This window comes from Microcoleus sp. CAWBG58, assembly GCF_020883045.1.
In the GTDB taxonomy this organism is placed as follows: Bacteria; Cyanobacteriota; Cyanobacteriia; order Cyanobacteriales; family Microcoleaceae; genus Microcoleus.
The window spans coordinates 17,212-38,949 of the sequence record NZ_JAHRFA010000025.1 but is presented as its reverse complement, the minus strand read 5'-3'; the positions used below and the strand labels follow the sequence as shown (position 1 = coordinate 38,949).

General features: G+C 44.5%; 8 protein-coding genes. 4 read left to right on the top strand and 4 right to left on the bottom strand.

The window, feature by feature from the left end:
• Positions 1–434: 434 nt before the first annotated feature.
• Both QZ918_RS13415 and QZ918_RS13410 read right to left on the bottom strand, forming a co-directional pair.
• On the bottom strand, positions 435–6,107 hold the full coding sequence (locus QZ918_RS13415; protein WP_293335806.1) for a trifunctional serine/threonine-protein kinase/ATP-binding protein/sensor histidine kinase: 5,673 nt from the start codon (positions 6,105–6,107) through the stop codon (positions 435–437).
• Positions 6,108–7,081: 974 nt separating this feature from the next.
• Entirely contained in the window at positions 7,082–8,671 is a 1,590-nt protein-coding gene (locus tag QZ918_RS13410) for a glycoside hydrolase family 57 protein (RefSeq protein WP_293335803.1), read from the bottom strand.
• A gap of 207 nt (positions 8,672–8,878) precedes the next feature.
• On the opposite strand from QZ918_RS13410, the gene QZ918_RS13405 reads away from it, so the two are divergent.
• Entirely contained in the window at positions 8,879–10,096 is a 1,218-nt protein-coding gene (locus tag QZ918_RS13405) for an RNA-guided endonuclease InsQ/TnpB family protein (RefSeq protein ID WP_293335800.1), read from the top strand.
• 163 nt (positions 10,097–10,259) lie between these two features.
• On the opposite strand, the gene QZ918_RS13400 is transcribed toward QZ918_RS13405, so the two are convergent.
• On the bottom strand, positions 10,260–13,430 hold the full coding sequence (locus QZ918_RS13400) for an EAL domain-containing protein (RefSeq protein ID WP_293335797.1): 3,171 nt from the start codon (positions 13,428–13,430) through the stop codon (positions 10,260–10,262).
• 326 nt (positions 13,431–13,756) lie between these two features.
• Positions 13,757–17,053, bottom strand: a complete 3,297-nt coding sequence (locus QZ918_RS13395; protein WP_293335794.1) for a PAS domain-containing sensor histidine kinase — start codon at positions 17,051–17,053, stop codon at positions 13,757–13,759.
• Between the two features lie 358 nt (positions 17,054–17,411).
• Between QZ918_RS13395 and QZ918_RS13390 the strand changes: the two genes are divergently transcribed.
• The 3 genes from QZ918_RS13390 (at position 17,412) to QZ918_RS13380 (ending at position 21,703) form a co-directional block, all read left to right on the top strand.
• Entirely contained in the window at positions 17,412–17,606 is a 195-nt protein-coding gene (locus QZ918_RS13390; protein ID WP_293335792.1) for a hypothetical protein, read from the top strand.
• A gap of 175 nt (positions 17,607–17,781) precedes the next feature.
• Positions 17,782–19,284, top strand: coding sequence for an Asp-tRNA(Asn)/Glu-tRNA(Gln) amidotransferase subunit GatB (gatB, locus tag QZ918_RS13385; RefSeq protein WP_293335789.1), 1,503 nt, complete (start codon positions 17,782–17,784; stop codon positions 19,282–19,284).
• A 1,252-nt stretch (positions 19,285–20,536) separates the two neighbouring features.
• Positions 20,537–21,703: a pentapeptide repeat-containing protein gene (locus QZ918_RS13380; RefSeq protein ID WP_293335786.1), complete on the top strand. Its 1,167-nt coding sequence runs from the start codon at positions 20,537–20,539 to the stop codon at positions 21,701–21,703.
• The last annotated feature ends 35 nt before the right edge of the window (positions 21,704–21,738 follow it).

Here is a 21,738-nt window from a genome sequence, read left to right as displayed (position 1 = left end):
TTTATACAAGCCCATAAACCTAGTCACTGGCATCGTTATATTTTAGTTGCTATTCCTAAACTCACCTATTATATTTCTATAAGGTTCACTTAGCGCTAATGTCCGAAAATTAAGTACGTTGTTGCGCTTTAGCGCTCTCATATATAAGCCAATACGGTTTACTTAAGATGATCCTTCGAGAGGAACGAAGCAATCTCCGTATCTATTTTTCATAGGGTTTGACCCCCAGGGCGGTATACCAGTAAACGGTATTGATATATAAGCTAGAGCGCTAAAGCGCAACAACGTACCTTTATTTAATGTGAAACTTGCATCCATGACTGATGTACCAAAACCCTTGAAAAAGGGTATTGCCAATAATCGAAAGACGAAAATGTAGAATGATTTTTAACTATCAAATTTTCAGAAAATTTATACCTGCTACCTTCTCCTTATTAAATTTTCTGCTGAATAGGAATCTCAATCACGAACTCCGCTCCCTTACCTCGTGCTGAAATACAAGTTAAGCTCCCCTGATGTTTTTCCACCACAATTTGATAGCTAATAGCTAACCCCAAACCAGTACCCGATCCCACAGGTTTCGTAGTAAAGAAAGGATCGAAAATTTTTCGACATACTTCCTCAGTCATCCCCGCTCCATTGTCGGCAATAGATATCTCCACTTTATTACGGTTTACGACTCTGGTGCGAATGCAAATTTTTCCTTTATTATGCGTCACAAATTCTTTTTTCTGTGCAGCTACTGTGGGAAAAACCGCAAATGACTCTTCTATCGCATCAATCGAATTGTTGAGTATATTCATAAATACTTGGTTCAAAAAGCCGGGGTAACACTCTACCCTAGGCAATTTTCCATACTCTTTAACAATTTCAATACCTAATTTTGAGGTGCTGGCTTGTAGCTGATTTTGTAACAGCAGCAGAGTGCTATCGATCCCTTCATGGATATCTACTGGTTTCATTTGAGCCTCATCCAAGCGCGAGAAATTCCGTAGCGACAAGATAATCTGGCGAATGCGCTCTGCCCCTACCTGCATCGAATCAATCAATCTAGGAAAATCTGAAATTATGAATTCGATATCAATATCTTCTGCATATTTTTGAATCTCAGGAGTTGCATTAGGCAATTGCTGCTGGTAAAGATTCAGCAACCCCAGCAAGTGATCGACATAGTCACTAGAGTGGGTAAGATTGCCATAGATAAAGTTAATCGGGTTATTAATTTCGTGAGCTATACCACCAACCAATTGCCCCAGACTTGACATTTTTTCAGTCTGAATTAGTTGAGTCTGTGTCGCTTGCAATTCCTGTAAAGCAAGTTCAAGCTCAACTGCTTGTTCTCTCAAAAGTCTATTTGTTTCTTGTAACTCCAGCGTCCTTGCTTCGACTTTCTGTTCCAGCCTTTGGTTGTAATCGTCTAATTGCTCGTTGGCTGTTTTCAATTTTTGAGTTGCGGCTTCCAATTTACCATAGAGCATCGCATTTTTAAGGGAGATAGCTATCTGTGAAGAAAGTATCTTCAGCAATTCCAGCCTCTCCGTTGTAAAGGCACCTACTGTCAGATTATTTTCTAAATAAAGAATTCCAATTAGTTTGCCTTGATTAATAAGAGGCATAGACAAGATTGACTTCGGCTTGGTTTTGATGATGTAAGGATCGTTGATAAATATTCCTGAAACTGCTGCATCATTTAATGCGATATTTTCTTTGGCAATGCGAACATAATTAATCATAGAAATAGGAATATTGTCACTTGTTTCAAATGGTGAGTCTGAATACAATACAACCGCATCACTATCCACAACACCTGTAGCTTCTATCAAAAGCTTTCCATCTTTTTCTAGAATCAGGCAGCTACTTGTAGCTCCGGCATTTTCCATCACAATTTTAAGTAACTTATTCAGCAACTTATCCAGCACTATTTCCTCAGCCAAAGCTAGAGATGCTTTGTTGACAGTAGACAAATCCAATACCGCCGAATTTCCTCCTGCGACCGATGTTGTTGTCCTATTAATCTCTAGGCCTATGGATTCTCGCTTTAGAATCTCGGAAAATACCAAAGGATATCTAGACTCTAAATCTTTAACTTTGGCATTGGCTCCCCAACGAATATATCCATAGTAAGCCTGTGTCAGATAAATTTGAGCAAACTTGTCTCTGCCCAGGGATAAATAAAACTCTGCCGCTAGTTCTGAAGCTAGTGCTTCTTCCTGAATGTATCCTTGTTCTTTAGCTCCCGTTATAGCTCGGTCATAATAGTCCATTGATTCTACAATTTGCCCTTGAATCCTTGCTTTTTCGGCCTCCACAAGTTCGTACTTATGCTGGAAGTTAAAGGGGGCATGGAATGCCCATTTCTGCATTTGTTGTTGATTAGCTTCTACCAAGCTCATATATTGTTGTTGTTCGGCCTGAGAAACTTGAGGATAAACAGCGAGTAGAGCAAGGGAATAATAGAAGTTATGAGGAGCAGAAACTACCATACCCATGACGTTACCTGCGTGTTCTGCGCCTAAACTGGCGCTGGCAAGAGCATTCTTAGGCTCTTTAAATAGATAAGAAAGAATTGTTTTGGCAAGATAGGAAACATATAGCAAGGTTCGATTGTTAGTTTCAATAAAAACAGGCAGCATTTGTGTTTCATTAAAACTTTCGCCAATCAACTGACATTTTTCTCCACTTCTATCTTCAAGATTTAGCGTCATTTGGTGGAATATTTTGATGTAGTAGATTGAATAGTCTTGTTTTAGCTTGATTGCCAAATCAAGATATTGTCTTTGCTTCTGATCTACAATATCTAATCGCTCCCCCGTCAAAAATATGCTCGCGCAATAAACAGTAATACAATAACCAGCATATTCTATATCTCCAGTTTCCAGTCCACTTTGTAGCCCAGAGAGTAAGGGTAACAACGCTTCTTTACCATGCGCTTTCCAATGTATAACCAAACCATAAAATATTTGATGTACTTTACATATAAGCGAGTTCGCATTAAATTTATCCAACAACTTTAAAGCCAAGTTGCCTGCATGATATCCAGCATCTATATCCCCGATTGCCGAACACAGTATTACACTATAAGAAACATACGCAACAGCACTAAGAGGGGAGTTGCCGTGTTCCAGGCAGATTTTAACCAAGCTCACTATAAGCAGGGGCAAAATTTCGGGATTAGCAGCAACAGCAGGAGAAACAAGGGATGTCATTATCCTTAAAGCCGCTATTTTGTAGGGGTCTGTCATTTCTGGGATATTTTCTAAGTCACTGAGCTTTGGTAACTCAAAAACAAAACCCCCGTCGCCCACTTCATTTGACAAGGAAACACCCAGCATATCCAATACTTGCAGACCCGTATCAATGGCTTTTAACATCTGATTTTGAGCCATATAAAACTGGATTTGGAGCTCGTATACCCTCACTCTTTCGAGCAGAGTATTTGCTTTTTGCAAAACAACTTCAGCCAGGGTTGCTGACCTTTCGTAATTGGTATTAAGATATTCCGCTTCTACGGCTTCTACATAGAGTGATAGTGTCATATTGTAGTTGGTCTGCCAACTGTTTTCTGCTAAGAGTTTTAACCCTACTCTTAGTTGTGTGACAGCAGCTTCATAAGCTGACGCTGCTTTGGCTTTCCGACCAGCTATTAAATTTAAGTGAGCCAGGTTATATTTTTCTTCTTGCTCGGTAAGGAATTCCACTCCGACATTTAGCTGGTTAACAATATCAAAGATATTGTCTTCTAGGATGTCTGGATTCATATTCTGTAACAAGAGTTGACCAATTTTCAGGTGCGTAGCTTTTTGCTGCTCAGCAGGAATCAGAGAATACGCCGCTTGCTGCACTCGGTCATGCAAAAATCTGTAGGAAACTTTGTAATTATTAATTTGTAATTGGGTTCCTTGAGTATTGGCTACTACCAAGGACTCATTACCCTGGCACAGTAACGGTATTTTGCAAGCACTTTCTCCCAAAGGCAAAATTAGACCAGTCTGAAGCCCCTCCCATAAAGCAGATGCCGTTTCTGATATAGATTTTTCATTGACTATTGCCAAAACATCCAAATCAAATCGGTTCCCAATACAAGCTGCTAACTTTAAAACTTTCTGGGTATCTGAAGGTAGTTTTTCAATGTTTCTGGCGATGAGTTCAACGACATTATAATCGGCGATTCCTACAGTTTGAATCTGTCCCATATCCCACTGCCATCTGCCAATGCTGAAGTCGAATGTCAACAGCTTTTCTGCGTAAAGGGTAGTGAGTAGCTGAGTTAAGAAAAAGGGATTTCCTTGAGTTTTATTGAAAACTAGCTCAGCTAGTAATTGCCATCTTTGTGTTTCATATCCATCGTTTCCTACAAGTAAACTTTCTTCCTCAAGTTGTTCTTGTTGAGCGAACAAGCAAGTCAGAGAAGATGCTGCTGATAAGAAGCTTTCACCCAAAGTATCAGCAACTAATTGACTGACGGTATTAAATGTCAACGGTTGAAGGATGATATTATTGACGATCGATCCAGATGAATAAATACTATCTAAGGTCTGCATTAAAGGATGAGCTGGGCTGACTTCGTTATTTCGATATGCTCCAATCACCAATAAATATTTGCTATCTCGGTCAGTTAGCAGCACATGAATCAATTTCAAAGAAGCAGAATCTGCCCACTGCAAATCATCTAAAAATAATACTAGGGGATGTGCTTTTTGGGTAAAAATATGAATGAATTGTTGAAAAACATGATTGAAACGGTTTTGTGATTCGCTTGCCCCTAGTTGAGTAACTTCGGGTTGCTCGCCAACAATTAATTGTAATTCGGGAATAACGTCAATTATGACTCTAGTATTTTGACCTAAATTATTTAAAATCTCCTGTTTCCAAAAAAATATTTTTTCAGAACTTTCTGTTAACAATTGTCGAATTAGTTCTTCAAACGCTTGAATTAAGGCTCCATAGGGAATATTGCGTTTAAATTGATCGAACTTACCAGCGATAAAATAACCCCTTGCTCTGACAATGGGTTTGTGGATTTCATAAACTAAGCATGATTTACCTATTCCTGAGTAACCGGAAACTAGCATCATCTCGGCTGTTCCAGCGCTAACTCTATCAAAAGCATCCATTAGATTGGCTACTTGTGTTTCTCGTCCGTACAGTTTTTGGGGGATCAGAAAATGACCTGATTTATCACACTTGCCCGGAATAAAGTTACAATCTTTTCCATTTTGCTGCAATTGATTTAGACATTGTTCTAGATCCGCCTTGAGACCATAACCACTTTGATATCTATCTTCAGCAGTCTTGGCTATTAATTTCATTACAATGTCAGAAATTGCTTTGAGAATCTCGCCATTTTGAATTTGAGATTTGGAGTAATCGCTGCTAATTTTTACTTTCCTATTTTGCTCTTTTGCACATATAATTTTCCAGGGCGATACAGGCTGTTTAGCGATATGGCAGTGAACTAATTCCATTGGATCTGTAGCTTTAAATGGCAGTTCACCGCACATCATTTCATAGAATGTGATACCTAAAGAGTAGAAGTCTGTGCGGTAGTCAATTGAGCGATTCATCCGCCCAGTTTGCTCTGGTGACATATAGGCAATTGTGCCTTCTAGTAAATTGGGATGGCTGAGTGTTTGGGTCGATCTAGACAATCGCGTAGCAATACTAAAGTCAGTAATTTTTACTTGGAGGGTGGCAGGATGGATGATGATATTTGTTGGTTTAATATCTTTATGAATAATTTGCTTGTCATGCAGCTTACCCAGAGTATCTGCTAACTGAATAGCGATTGATAAAAAATCTTTTAGTTTAAGCTTGTGATTGCTCAAAAAGTTTTTGAGTGCTTCTCCTTTTGAATCTTCTAATATCAATGCCAGACCATTGCGATGATTTTCTAATCTGTAGGGCTTGACAACACCTTCTAAATTGAGATTTCTAGAGAGTTCGTATTCATGTCTCAATTGCATAATCTCTTCGAGATTAGGATATTCTGCTCTCAAAATTTTGATGATTACAGCTTGTCGATCTTGCTTCCTCTGAGCCCGATAAACTACTGTATTCAAACCTTCGTTAATTTTTTCTATTAATTGGTAGTTAATCTTAATACTCATAAGTATTTAGTTAAATTAAATCTAGTGAGTGAATTATGTTATAATATACCACAGTCAAGCTAAAAGTGTGCTTTTCTACACAATATTTGAAGGCTTTTTCTGAGAGCTTTTTGCGAGTTTTTTGGTTGACTATGTTTGTCATACAGACTATCTTAACGTACTTGGGGTCTGATTAGAATCCGTAATTTCCACATGATTTTCATTTTATTGCTACTACCAAAAGCGATCGCAAGTTTTGCCCCCCTCTAAATACCAATAAAAAATTAGGATTGTTTATTGTATAGTTGGTTCGCTCAAACCTGATGTTCTTTTCGTCTGAACAAGTAAGCAAATTGGTATTCCTAAATTCGCGGTATAATTAGAGAACAAAATTAGGCGTTCCTGATTTGGAGTATGATTTGCCTCCGAAATTTAGAGTAGGGGCAATTCATGAATTGCCCCTACTCTAAATTTCGGAGATTGCCTAAGCGACTGAATCATACCTAAATTCAGCAACGCTCATAATTTTTTGATGGATAGGGAAACGGCTGATTAACGTTGATAAACGTAGTCTAAAGCCCTAGGGTGCCGATACATAAAAAATCTTCAATAAAAATCGACTTTTCGAGCAGCAATGCACCTGAAAAATAGTTGAGTAAACACACTTGAAACTAATTTTTTAGGATCAAAAATTGACACTAATTACGCATTTTAGATCGAATAAACAGGTTTTTCCCCAAAAGTTGTGCCTCTAGAGAATAATTTTTGTAAAAAAATCCGGTTTCAGACCACCAGTACGTAAGTCCTAATTGAGAGAAATGATATTAGTTAAGCCACCCCTGGCATGGTGCGTTGCTACTATATGGTTCGATTTGCTCGACATATTGTTGATGGCGGCGCACCCTAAGACTTACTACGAGCGGGTAAATTAAGATTTAATAAAAAAAACCCGCACTGGCGGGTTTTTTTGTGCGGGAAATTAGCTCGAAGTTGGCTTAAAGCGATCGATAAACGCGATAATTGATTTCGGGGAAGATGTTGTCGATCTCCTGAACCTTCTCCAACCAGCCGGAATCGACTTTGCCTTCTTTGACTTCATCGTACAGCTTGTGGAAGCGCATTAAGTGCGATCGCGTCCGCCGCACCGCATAGGGAACCATCGTCCCTGTACGCATGATAAATGCCCAGTCAGACGATTGAGCTAACAGCACTTCCCGCGCGGCTTGGTTCAAAGCCCGCAACTGCAACTCATCCTCTGCTTCCATGTTTCCCAATTCAATCATCCGTTCCGCGGCTTTGTGCAAGTGCGGGTAAATCCAAGCATTGGTATCGTTGAGCCAATATTCGTGGAAACCCCGGAAACCCCAGCTAGACTGGGACGGACGGCATACTTGTTGAGTGGGATTTCCCCGCAGATAATCGGCTAGGTGCGTCATGTCGTAGGTATTTTGGTCGTACCAACTCTTGCGGAACAGGTAGTCTAAGAACCAAGGCCCTTCGTACCACCAGTGACCGAAAAGTTCGGCGTCGTAAGGTGAAACGATAATCGGAGGACGCTGCATGATGCCGTTGAGGTGCTCGACTTGGCGTTCGCGATTAAAGGCAAAGTTGCTGGCGTGTTCGGCTGCTTTTTCCCGCGCCCAATACGGATCGTATAACTGTTTGTCGCCTAAACCCAATCCGCGACCGGTGATTTTGTGATATTTAATCCCGGTGTTTTTGCGCTGGCCGTTGGGCATGATGTAGGGTTTGATGTAGTCGTATTCGGCTTCCCAACCTAAGTCTTTGTAAAATTCGCGGTATTCGGCGGCGCCCGGATAGCCGACTTCGGATGACCAAACTTGCTGGGATGATTCGTGATCCCGACCGAATGCTGCTACTCCGCATTCGGTGAAAATTGGGGCGTAGCTACCGTAGCGGGGACGCGGGCGGGCGTAAAGGATGCCGTGACCGTCTGTGAGGAAGTAGCGGAGGCCGGCGTCGGCTAACATCCTCTCTAAGCCTTCGTAGTAGGCGCATTCGGGCAGCCAAATGCCTTTTGGGCGGCGGCCGAAGTTTTGTTCGTAGCTTTCGCAGGCTACTTGTATTTGCGCCCAAACTGCTTCGGGGTACATTTTCATCAGCGGTAGGTAGCCGTGGGTGGCCCCGCAGGTCATGATTTCAAGGTTGTTGCTGTCTTGAAATTGTTTGAAGGCTTTGACTAAGTCTCGATCGAACTTTTCCCAATAATTCCGAACTTGGGAGAAGTGGGCGGTGTAATGTTCGGCTAAGTACCGAACGTGACCTTTGTCGCTGTTGTGTTCAATTTCGAGTTCGGCTAGTTCTTCGAGTTTTGCTAAGTGGTCGTCGAAACGGTCTTGCAGCAAGGGGTCGCGCAGCATGGCTACCAAGGGCGGTGTCATGCTCATGGTAATTTTAAAGTCGATGCCGTCGCGTTTTAGTCCTTCAAAGACTTGCAGCAGGGGAATGTAGGTTTCGGCGATCGCCTCAAACAGCCATTCTTCTTCTAAAACGTAGTCGCTTTCGGGGTGGCGGACAAAGGGCAGGTGGGCGTGGAGAACGAGGGCGAGGTAGCCAATAGCCATAATGATTTGGATGACGCCTGTAGTTAGGGACAGCTTTAAAATATTTTAAGATTTTATCAAGAAAACGGGTTTAAAACCCCGTTCTAGAAGGACGGCTTTCTCTTCAAGCCTACGGTTAAAGCATGGTTCCTTGTAAAGATTTGCAACACAAGCAACAATATTAGTCTACCACTGGTAGCATAAGAAAATCGTGATGAGGTCGAAGTCATGCTAATTTTTGAGTTCAAAACTTACGGTAAACGAGAACAATTTAATGCTGTCGATGCAGCAATAAAGACTGTACAATTCATCCGTAACAAAGCAATTCGCTTTTGGATGGATAACGAAAAAGTTAACAAGTTTGACCTCAACAAATATAGTGCTGTCTTAGCGAAAGAGTTTCCGTTTTGCGACGAATTAAATAGCATGGCTAGACAGTCCAGTGCAGAAAGAGCCTGGTCTGCGATCTCACGGTTTTACGATAACTGCAAAAAGAAGACTCCCGGTAAAAAAGGTTTTCCGCAGTTCCAAAAAGACAACCGTTCCGTTGAATACAAGACATCGGGATGGAAACTAGCATCAGACAGAAAGTCTATCACTTTCACTGATAAGAAAGGAATTGGAAAACTGAAACTAAAAGGAACGCGCGATTTGCATTTTTACTCGTTGACTCAAATTAAACGAGTCAGATTGGTTAAACGTGCAGACGGGTATTACGCTCAATTTTGTATTCAAGTTGACCGCTCAGAAGTGAGTGAAATTACTGGGAATACTATTGGATTAGATGTCGGACTGAAAGAGTTCTACACTGATTCTAGTGGCGTTGCCGTCGAAAATCCACGATTTCTGGGGAAGGGAGAGCGTAGGTTAAAGAAAGCCCAAAGACAAGTATCAAAACGAGTCAAAGGGTCGAAGAATCGGATGAAAGCTAGAGGGATTCTGGGTAAGTGCCATCTCAAGATAAGTAGGCAACGTAAAGATTTTGCGATTAAATTAGCAAGATGCGTAATCCAGTCAAACGACTGTGTAGCCTACGAGGATTTGAGAATCAAGAATATGGTGAAGAATCACTGTTTGGCGAAATGTATTAACGATGTTTCTTGGTATGTGTTCCGAGTTTGGTTGGAATATTTCGGCAAGGTGTTCGGAAGAATAACGATTGCCGTTCCACCAAACGGAACAAGCCAAGAATGCTCTAGTTGCGGAACGATTGTCAAGAAAAGTCTATCAACACGAACTCATGTTTGTAGGTGTGGGTGTGTTTTAGACCGCGACGATAATGCAGCTAGAAATATCCTCAGGAGAGGATTGAGTACGGTAGGGCATACCGGAACTTGGGGTAATACCCATAACGCTTGTGGAGAATTGACCGCTACTGATTTAGAAGTAATTCTCGATCGGCAAGTCAATTCGCTGAAACAAGAATCCTCGTGTATGAAAGACTGAGGAGTGTCAATCTGAAATGAGACGCACAAAGTGCTGTGTTTTTTTACAGACAAGAGCGACCGGACTGAAGTCGGCACTACAAACGGAGCGAGCGGACTGAAGTCCGCACTACAAACGGTTTTTTATGGTAATCAAGCAGACATGGTATAAATCTTACTAAATTCTAATTTTGTGCTTGCTGCTGGATTAAGACTGCTGCTGTTTGAGAGTCTACTGGCTTTGAGAAAAAGAATCCTTGGGCGAACTCGCATTTTAATCCTTTGAGTATCGATAGTTGGGAGGCTTCTTCGACTCCTTCTGCTACTACATCCATTCCTAAATTGTGGGATAAAGTCACGATCGATCGCACAATTTCTGTGGGGTCAATGCCTCCTTTGCCGAGGTCGAAGTCGCCTCCCATCCTGCTGACAAAGGATCGGTCTATTTTTAAGGTATTGGTGGGGAAGCGGTGCAGGTAGGAGAGTGATGAATAGCCGGTGCCGAAGTCGTCGATGCACAGGTGTATGTTTCGGGCTCTAAGCTGCACCAGCATGGCTGTGACTGATTCGGAATTTTCTATGAGTACGCTTTCGGTAATTTCTAGCTTTAAACTGTTGCCGTCGAGGTGACTTTCTTCGAGAACTCGATCGATATATTCGATTAAATCTGGCTGAGAAAACTGTTTGACTGACAGGTTGACGCTGACGCTTAAGGGCGGGTTGCTTTGAAATAGCTGCTGCCACTGGCGGATTTGCTGGCAAGCTGTGCGGAGTACCCAGCGGCCCAGCGGTACGATCACTCCTGTTTCTTCGGCTATGGGAATAAATTCGTTGGGCGAAACTAAGCCTCGTTCTGGATGCTGCCACCGCACCAGGGCCTCAAAACCGATAATTATGTTATTGGCGATCGACATAATCGGCTGGTAGTGAATGATAAACTGGGGTGTTAGGGATAAGGGAGGTAAGCCCGATCGGGCTGATTGCACAGAGTCTTCTTCTCTAGCGGGGTCTCTAATTGATTCGATCGCCCGTCGCAGGTCATTTTCTAGCTGCAACAGCTTCAAAGCGTGGGCGTGCATAGAACTATTGAAAACTTCGTGTCGGGCTCTGCCGAGTTCTTTGGCGCGGTACATGGCGGTGTCAGCATCGCGCAGGAGGCTTGTCGGTTCCTCGTATTCGCCGGAGCTCAATGCAATGCCGATGCTGGCGGTGATAAAGACTTCGTGTCCGTCTAGCATGATGGGGGAGGTGATTGTCTTTTGCAATCGATTGACTATGTTGGTAGCTTCATTTACGCCGTCGATGTCTTCTAGCAACAGCACAAATTCGTCTCCTCCGAGGCGGGCCACTGTATCTCCGACTCTGAGACAAGCTGTGAGACGCTGCGCGATCGCCACTAGCAGTTGATCGCCGATCGCATGGCCGAGGGAATCGTTGACTACTTTAAATCGATCTAAATCGAGAAATAGCACTGCAAACATATAGTCTTTGCGCCGTTTTGCCAGCATCAAAGAGTGTTCCAGCCGATCGGTAAATAGCGATCGGTTGGGCAATCCGGTAAGGGCATCGTGAAAAGCGTCGTGCAGCAATTGCGCTTCGGCGAGTTTGCGCTGAGTGATGTCGTGGCAGTTGATCACGATGCCCTTGACTGCCGGATCGTGGAGTAAATTGGTGGCTACAGCTTCTACATAACACCAGGAACCGTTGCGGTGGAGCACTCTATACTCCAGGGGACACTGGCTTGTTTTGGGGTTTTCAATGGCTTTGTGGAGGGTTTGGGCGATCGCCGCGCAGTCGTCGGGATGAACAGTCCCTAGGGCGCTGCGCCCGATCGCCTGGTGGGGCGCGTAGCCTAAAATTCGCTTGACGGAAGGGCTGATGTAGCGGAATATGCCCTCGGCGTCGAGAATGATCGTGATGTCTGTGGCGTTTTCAATCAGCGATCGAAATCGCTGTTCGCTTTGTCTGAGGGCTGATTCTGCCTGTTTCCGATCGCTGATATCGAGGACTACTCCGTCTATAATGATGTCCCCGTTTTTGTTTTTGGAAAATCTGGCGCTGTCTTGCACCCACTTGACTTGGCCTGAATTCAACAGGATCCGGTACTGGCGATCGCAGGGCAACAGACTGGCACTCGATGCTGCTACGCTGCTGTCATAGGAACTTTTGTCATCGGGATGGATGATTTTGGTCAACAGTTCAGGGTACGCCATTGCTTCTTCTGGCCCGATCCCAGTAAGTTCGCGCACCCCCGGACTAATGTAGGGCATGGAGGTTGTGCCGTCTGGATGCAGCACGGCGCGGTAGACTGAACCGGGAATGTTGGCTGCCATTGTGGCTAGCTGTTGCTGGATGCCGCGGACTTCGGCTTCAGCGCGTTTGCGTTCTGCGAGTTCGGTTTGGGCTTGTTGGTAGAGTTCGGCTTGGTGGATCGCGATCGCACATTGATCTGCGATCGCTTTGAGTAGCGACAGTTCTTCGGCGCTCCAATAGCGATCGCGATCGCACTGATAGATGCTAATTCCTCCCAAAAATGACTGATGGTAAAGCAGCGGTGCGATCGTGACGGTGCGAAACCCTACAAACTCTGCTGATGCTTGCAGGGACGGACACAGGCCCGATAACTCTTCGATGACGACGGCTTCTCCTGACGCGAGGGAGGTTTGGTAGTGTTGGGCAAATACGCAATTTATTCCGATGAGTCCTTGTTTCTCTGCCGCTTTGCTGATATAGCGAACTATAATTCTGCCTTCAGCATCTGGCTGCAAGATCGCGCAGCCGCTGATTTCGAGAGATTCGTGCAGTTGATCTGCGGTAGTTTGCAGCACTTCGTCGAGTACCAGGGTTTCGCGCATGGCTTGGATGATGCGGTTGACGATCGCCTCACGAGTCGCTTGCCGCTGAATTTGGGCGATCGCGAATTGTTGCTGGCGGCGCATTTTGTATTCTTGGAGCGATCGTTCTAATACTGTTGGCAGCCTAAACAGCCGCCCTTTTAATACAAAATCGTTCATGCCGGCTTTGATGCACTCAACTGCCGCTTCTTCTCCCAAACTTCCCGTTACTAAAATAAATGGTATTTCTTGCCCTAATTCCTGCATTAATTTCAACACTTCTAAACCGTTAAACCCAGGGAGGCGGTAATCTGACAGCACAGCGTCGTACTTGCAATTGTGGAGCAGTTGTCTGCACTCTGTTGCTGTTTCGGCAGTATCGTAGTTAAAATTTACTCCCCCCGCTTCTAACGCGAGCACTATTAATTCCAGATCTTCTGCCATGTCTTCGACTATCAACAATTTTAACGTTGATTCTGATACTATTTTTAGTAAATAGTTTGTTTGAGTTCTATCTAACATACGGTATTGTGGAGTATTAAATTTGTTGTTCGTGTTTTGATAAATGTCACTTTTAGATTTAGTTTCCTTGATTTTAACTCGGGATTTTTAGCATAAATAGCTATATTCTTGAAACATTATTTAGAACTTGCAAGCGAGGGGTAGTCGCACGGACTGTGAGTTATTAAACTGTATAATAGTTTTAAATTCTGAATTCAAAACTACTATGGCGGTTTTCTTTTGAAGGGAGCTACGCGCTTAGGAGTTCGGAGGAAGAAAAGGAAGCACCAATGCCCTGTGCAGGCCAATGCCCAGGATCACCTAATTTACCTGACAAAGAGGATAATTTAAGAATCTAGATTACTGTTTGAGATTGTTTGCCCTAGTTTAAAGTAAAACGTGGCTCCTTGACTAGGTGAACTCGTGCCCCAAATCGTCCCGCCGTGGCGGTGAATAATCCGCTGGACGATCGCCAAACCGATCCCCGTACCTTCAAATTCTCTCTGGGAGTGCAGCCTCACAAAGGCTCCAAAAAGTCGATCGGCATATTCCATCGGAAAACCCACGCCGTTATCTTTGACAAAAATTGTTCCATCAGGTAAGGAATCAATAACTATTGTAGCCGGAGTGCGTCCGCGGCTGAACTTAACGGCGTTGCTAATCAAGTTGCTGAACACCTGTTGCAGCAAGGTGGGATCTCCCATCACCGTCGGCAAATCTCCGACGGCAAATTCAACGCTGTCGGGAGTTGGGGCCAGATCTCCGGCTGTTCGGGGTTTAGTCAATTTAATCGCAGTTTGCACCAGGCGGGTGAGATCGATCGGAATTTGCACTAACTCGGTGCGGCCCACCCGCGAAAGAGCGAGTAAACCGTCAATCAACAAACTCATTTTTTGGCTGCTGTCATCAATCACTTCCATGTAGTGAACGATTTTAGGATCGTTCAAGATTTCAGTTGATTCTAAGCGTTGTTTCAAAGCATTAACAAAACCTGAAATATGGCGTAAAGGAGCGCGGAGATCGTGGGAAACAGAATAGCAAAAAGATTCTAATTCTTGATTGGCAGCCTCTAATTGCTCAGTGCGTTGCGACAAAGCTTGTTTTGTCTCAACCAACTCAGTAATATCGCGAGAAGTGCCAATTAAAGCATAAACCTCGCCATCGAGATTCCTGAGAGGAATTTTAAAAGTGTCGAAGTAAACAGTATCGCCGGACAATACAAATTTTTCTTGCAAGTGTAGAGTTTCACCTGATTCAAATACCAGCAAGTTTTCACGCACAAATTTTGTGGCAACTTCAGGGGAAAAACACTCAGACACGGTTTTTCCTTGCATTTCTTTTCGGCTGTTGAACCCTGCCATTTTTGCCAAAGATTTATTGACAAAAACCTGACGCATCTCTTCGCTTTCTACAACAAAAATGCGATCGGGTAAAGCATCAAAAAAAGTCTCAAGTTCGGCGGTACGCTGGGCGACTTGAGCTTCTAAAGTTTCGTAGAGCTGTTTGAGTTCTGCTTCGGCTCGTTTGCGATCGCTGATATCTTGACCGATGCCGATGTGTCGGCCGTCGGAGAGACGAATATTTGCCCAAGTAGTGTCAATTATTCGCCCGTCTCTAACTGTTGTTTTGAAGTCTTTCCAGTTCTCAGTTGCTGCTTGGATTTCATCCAAAACGTATTGGCGGTATTCTGCCTGCGGGTAGCATTCGGCAAAGATATCGTAGTTTTTGAGTTCTGCAAAACTCCAGCCCAGCACTTTTTCCCAGTAGCGGTTTACCCACTCTATTTCACCGCTATGTCCCAAGAATGATAGCATGACTGGCACGTTGTCGAAGATTGTTTGCAGCACTTCGTTTTGCTCTTTTAAGGATTCTTCGGCTTGTTTGCGTTGCGTAGCTGCCACCACGGCATCGCTGATGTCGAGTATCGAACCGATAATTTGCTGAATTTGTCCCCCTGGGGTTCTTTTGAAAATTGTCGATCGATCGTGCACCCAGCGCCATTCCCCATTTTTGTGTTTGATTCTGTAGTCAGTGTCACTTGTAGCGTGAGGGTTGGTGCTGTTTGTCAGCAACTGCATACTTGCACTTAACTTGTGCAGATCCTCGGGGTGAACTAAGGTAGAAATAGCTTCTGTACCCAACTCTTGCATTTCTTGGGGAGTGTAGCCCAGGATGGCTGTGACGGCTGCATTGGCATAGATATTTTCCTGTGCTTCTGTGTCGTAAATGTACAGAAAGTTCGGGAGGGTTGTAACAATGCTTTCTAAAAGTTGTTGCTGTTTTTGCAGATCTAATTCAGCTTGTTTGCGCTGTGTCAAATCCAGCACAAAACTCACCCCAACTTCCTGGCTTCCTTCTAAAAATGCAGCGCCTAGCAGCACCGGAACGCGGCTGCCGTCCGAGCAGATGTATTCTTTTTCATAGGGAATAGCTGTGGTGGTAACTGTCATTTCTGCAAGTTTTTGTTCGTCTAGGCTGCGGTACTTTGGCGGTGTCATTTTTAGCCAGCTAATTTTTTTTTCAAGCAAATCGTGTCTTGTGTATTTTACTAGGTTTAAAAAAGCCTGATTTGCGTCGGTAATCTGACCGTTAATTTCCCAAAAAAATATGCCGATAATATTAGAGTCAACTACGCGCCTAAACCTAGCTTCGCTTTGACGCAACTGAGCTTCGACTTGTTTGATTTCTGTGATGTCCCGGGTGATGCTTAAAACTGTTTCTACTGAATTGTCCTCAGCAAATTCGGGAATTACTAGACTTTGATAGTATTTTGTCCCATCGGGAGTGGGAAAGTCAAATTCGATGGTTTCTTGTTTGCCGGTGCGACAAACTTTGACACACGCTTCGTCCCACAGGTTGCAAATGTGGGGGGACATTCCTAATTCTATGTTGCTTTTGCCAATAAATTCTGCGGGGGGTTTTCCGGTTGCTGATTCTACTGCGTGGTTGATGTAAATGTGGCGGAATTTTCGATCGAACCGCGCTATGATATCGGTAGCATTTTCCGCTAGGGCGCTGAAGGCCTGTTGGCGCTGGCGAAGTTGTTCTTGAGTGCGGTGCTGTTCGGTGATGTCTCTGGCAAAAGACAGAATTGAAACTAATTTTCCTTCTGCATCGAGCAGTGCAGAATTGTACCACTCGCAGTAAATTACCGAGCCATCTTTGGTAGAGTTGCGTTTGCGGCAAACGTTGCGGGGTTCTCTGCTGTAAAACATTTGATTTGCCGCAGCGCTGACTTGCTCGAAGTCTTCTGGATAAATTATTGAGCATTCGTGCCAGTATTGGCCGATTATTTCTGCTGCACTCCAGCCAAATATTTGTTCGGCCATTGGCGACCACCGCACTGCCCGCAGTTCGCTATCCCACTCTATAACTGCCATTGGCGAGTTTTCTAGGTGAAATTCCCGCTGCGAGTTGGCTTGTTTTATTTTGGTTTGAAGTTGCTGGCGGAGTTCCTTTGCTGCGACAAAGCGCTCGCTGATTTCCTGTGCGTTTGCTACGCCGGCTTTGGCTATCTGAGCAATGGTTTCTGCTGTTTGTTTTTCGAGTTCGTTCCAAGCGAGTTCGAGGGCTGATTCCGCCTGCTCTAGCTCAGTGATTCTGTTCTGAAATAGTGAGGCACTTTCCACTGGAATTTCAGCCATATTTTTGACAGTTAAGCAAGTGTTACGTTGAGACTTTTAAATTAAAATTTAAAAATTTAAAATGTGTAGTTTATTGTTTAAATTATACACTTTTAATTTTTAATTTGTGCGTGGCGCCGATTTTGAGTGGCGGCGGTGCTATTAACGCTCTTTTGTCACTCCAGAAAAATAAAAATTGCAGCCAACTGATGAAACTTATACTCAATGGGCAATCTGGCGATCGCAAACTGATAGGAACCCATACCTCAAGCTCAAAAGGGGAAAGTCTCTCGGTGTAAAAGTTCCAGGTTTTTATATGACGAGAGTGACGAAAGAGCGTTAAAGAGGGCAGGTATAGGTTTAGCGTGCAGATCGGCACTTGCGATCGATCGCCCCAAAACTTTCCTCACCCAAGTACGGGCGCACTCTGCTCTGTATATTTTTGCACAGGATTGTGGTTTTAGGCGATCGAAATAATACTGAGGCAGAGCTGTGCGCGAGCCGATCGCGCATCCGCAGTAGAGCATTGGGTGTGCCGATCGCCAGCAAGACGAGTCCGGCGGGCGAAAACTAACCCAGGAAAGTGAATTATTAGCCACCAGCGGCCCAAATGGTCGATCGATCTTGTTTGCGAACTCTGCCGGTGCGAAGTAAGAACCGTCACCGCCCGACCAATAATCTCAAGGCGGTTTCGTCAATAAACAGCTAAAATATAATCTTAAAGTTATTCAGTCTTTATTTGGTCGCTTATGACTGCTGCTGCACCCTCTTCGATAAAAAACCAAACTCAGTACGAAGCTGTTATCGGTCTCGAAACTCACTGTCAATTGAGTACGAATACTAAAATTTTCTCCAGTTCTTCTACGGAATTTGGCAATGCTCCAAATACTAACATTGACCCCATTTGTATGGGAATGCCTGGAGTGTTGCCAGTCTTAAATCAAAAAGTGCTGGAGTATGCAGTGAAAGCAGGGCTAGCTCTTAACTGCGAAATCGCACCTTACAGTAAGTTTGACCGCAAGCAATATTTCTATCCCGATTTGCCAAAAAATTATCAAATTTCTCAGTTCGATTTGCCGATCGCTACTAACGGTTGGCTAGAAATTGAACTGGTGGACGAGACGGGCAATTCTAATAGAAAAAAAATCGGCATCACTCGCTTGCACATGGAGGAAGATGCAGGCAAATTGGTTCACGGCGGTAGCGATCGCCTCAGTGGTTCTACTTATTCAATGGTAGATTACAACCGCGCCGGCGTGCCTTTAATCGAAATTGTTTCGGAACCGGATTTGCGAACGGGCGCGGAAGCTGCTGAGTACGGTCAAGAATTGCGCCGGATCGTGCGTTATATCGGTGTCGGCGACGGGAATATGCAGGAAGGTTCCCTGCGGTGCGACGTGAATATTTCGGTGCGCCCCGTTGGCAGAAAAGAGTTCGGCACGAAGGTGGAAATTAAAAATATGAACTCTTTTAATGCGATCGAACGGGCGATCGATTACGAGATCGAGCGGCAAATTCAAGCGATCGAGAATGGCGAAACGATCGTCCAAGAAACCCGGCTTTGGGATGAAAACAAGCAGTGTACTTTCAGTATGCGGGTTAAGGAAGGTGCGAGCGATTACCGCTATTTCCCGGAACCGGATTTGCCTCCGATCGAGGTTTCGGCAGATCAACTCCACGATTGGAAAGCTCAACTGCCGGAATTGCCAGCAGAAAAACGATACCGCTACGAAACTCAACTAGGTCTTTCTCCCTACGACGCGCGGGTTTTGACTGACGACAAAGCGGTGGCTGAGTATTTTGAAAAGTCGATCGCCGCCGGTGCTGTGGCTAAACAAGCTGCGAATTGGGTGATGGGCGATATCACTGCTTATCTGAAAAATGAGAAACTGGCGATCGCAGAAATTCCTTTCCAACCGCAGGATTTGGCCGAATTGCTGGGGCTAATTGATGCTGGCACGATCAGCGGCAAAATCGCTAAGGATATTTTGCCGGAGTTACTAGCAAACGGCGGTTCGCCTCAGAAGTTGGTTGAAAGCAAGGGTTTGATTCAAATTTCTGATACAGGGGCGATCGATCGCGCGATCGATGCCGTGTTGGCCGCCAATCCCAAGGAGCTCGAACAGTACCGGGCTGGCAAAACTAAGCTGCTGGGCTTTTTCGTCGGCAAGGTGATGAAAGAGACAGGCGGCCGGGCCGATCCCAAATTGACCAATGAGTTGCTGGCAGCCAAGCTTAACAGCCCAGCCTAAGCAGCCATTAAGGGTGTCGTGTAGCGGATAGAGTGGCGGGCAATCGGTTTTTCCTGATCCCGTCCTTCCCGCTTCATGGTAAATTTACAATTAAGTATACATTTCTTGACAATATCTTCACATTTGGGGGGTATCACCCCTCAGTCCTGTCGTGTTATATTGTGTTATGTAGATGCACCCTGATGGCAAAGAGAGTTACTTTCGTAGCTCTCTCTTTTTTTTGTCTTTTTTTTGTGGGACACGGACGTGAAAATACGGATGAGCGGTTTCTGGAAGGTTTCAATCATGATGTGTAGCCGATAGAGTGGCGGGCGATCGGTTTTTCCCGATCCCGTTCTTCCCGCTTCATGGTAACTTTACAATTAAGTATACATTTCTTGACAATATCTTCACATTTGGGGTGTCACCCCTCAGTCCCGTCGTGTTATATTGTGTTATGTAGATGCACCCTGATGGCAAAGAGAGTTACTTTCGTAGCTCTCTCTTTTTTTTGTCTTTTTTTTGTGGGACACGGACGTGAAAATACGGATGAGCGGTTTCTGGAAGGTTTCAATCGTGGTATCGTGTAGCGGATAGAGTAGCGGGCGATCGGTTTTTTCTGAGTCAGCCGCGCGATCGCCCGAAGCGCTTCATGGTAACTTTACAATTAATTCTATATTTCTTGACAATATCTTAATATTTGGGGGTATTACCCCTCATGCCTAATGTGTTATAGTCTGTTATGTAGATGCACCCTGATGGCAAGGAGAGTTACTTCCGTAGCTCTCTCTTTTTTTTGTCTTTTTTTTGTGGGACACGGACGTGAAAATACTGATGAGCGGTTTCTGCTTGGAAGAATCCCGAATTGTGGAACCGGGAGGACGCTTGTCACGAAGGAAGATACCTGAAGCAACTGCCAATCTTCAGCCCGCAAGGTTTAAATCGTTGCGCCAGCTATACTTTTTCATCAAAGCCTGACAAACTGGGCTTCGCCCCTCATTCTCAAGATGTTATATCATGTTAAAAAGATGCACCCTGATGGTCAGGAGAGTTACTGAGGTGACTCTCCTTTTTTTTTGTCTGAATGGGGAGAATGGGAGAGGGGGAGAGGGGGAGAATGGGAGAGGGGGAGAATGGCGAGAGTTGGTCATACTGATTGCTGATTGCCGATTGCCGATTAGCAATTACCCATTAGCAATTAGCAATTACCCATTAGCAATTACCGCTGGAAGTCGATTACTATCAATTTGAGTTATTAAGTAATTTGCATAGTATGAGCGAAGAAGCTAGCGAGCTAATCAAGCAAGGGATTTTGCAATATCAGGCGCACCAATTTGAGGAGGCGCTGGATTCTTGGCAGGAAGCCCTGACGCTGTATCGCTCAATGGACGATAAGCGCCGATCGGGTGCGGCATTGGGTAATATGGGCGTGGCTTACGAGGCACTCTTGAATTACGATCGCGCGATCGACTGTTATCAACAGCATTTGGTGTTAGCGCGGGAAATTGGCGATCGCCGGGGCGAGGCAAATGCTTTGGGAAATCTGGGCAATGCTTGCTGTGCCCTTGAGGATTTTGCGGGTGCTATGGATTACCAGCAGCAGCGTTTGGCGATCGCGCGAGAGACTGACGATTTTCGCGGAGAGTTGGAAGCTTTGGGCAATTTGGCCCTGGCTTGCGATGCTAATGGAAATTTGCCCGGTGCGATCGACTGTTATCAGCAGCAATTGTCGATCGCGCGCGCCCAGAAGGACGATCGCGTTGAGCGCAGTGCTCTCAAGAGTTTGAAGCTGGCTTACAAATATTTAGCCGATTACGAGAAAGCCGACGAGTACCGACAGCAGCAATTGGCGATCGTGCGGGAACTATTTTTAACCGATAAACATCAGGATTTTGTCCAACTTGCAGAAACAGTTGGTTTGAATCCCATCGAAGATTTTGCCGGAGCTGATTTAAGGAATTTTGACTTGAACTACGCTGATTTAAACGGTGCAGATTTGCGCGAGACCAACCTCCAAGGTGCAGATTTGACCTTGGCGGATCTCAGCGGTGCTTTGCTGAGTTCTGCTATTTTAATTGATGCTACTTTGTGCAATGCTAATTTGCGGGATGCTGAACTCAGCAGCGCCAATTTGAGCGGTGCAGATTTGCGAACCAAGTTGCCGAGGGCAAATTTAACCGGTGCAAATTTAACCGGAGCTAATTTGAGCAGTGCTTATTTACCGAATGCAATTTTAGTTAATACAAATTTGACAAACACTGATTTCAAAAATGCTGACTTGAGCGGTGTTGATTTGAGCGGTGCCAAGTTATGCGGTGCAGATTTGAGCCGCGCTGATTTAAAAAATGTGGTGGTGGAGAATGCCAGGTTTGTTGGTTGTTTGGGGATTTCAGAAGCGGTCAAAGTTGAGTTGACGGCGCGGGGCGGGATTTTCGAGTAAAATGGGAATGTTGGTAATTGTAGAGGGGAATAAAA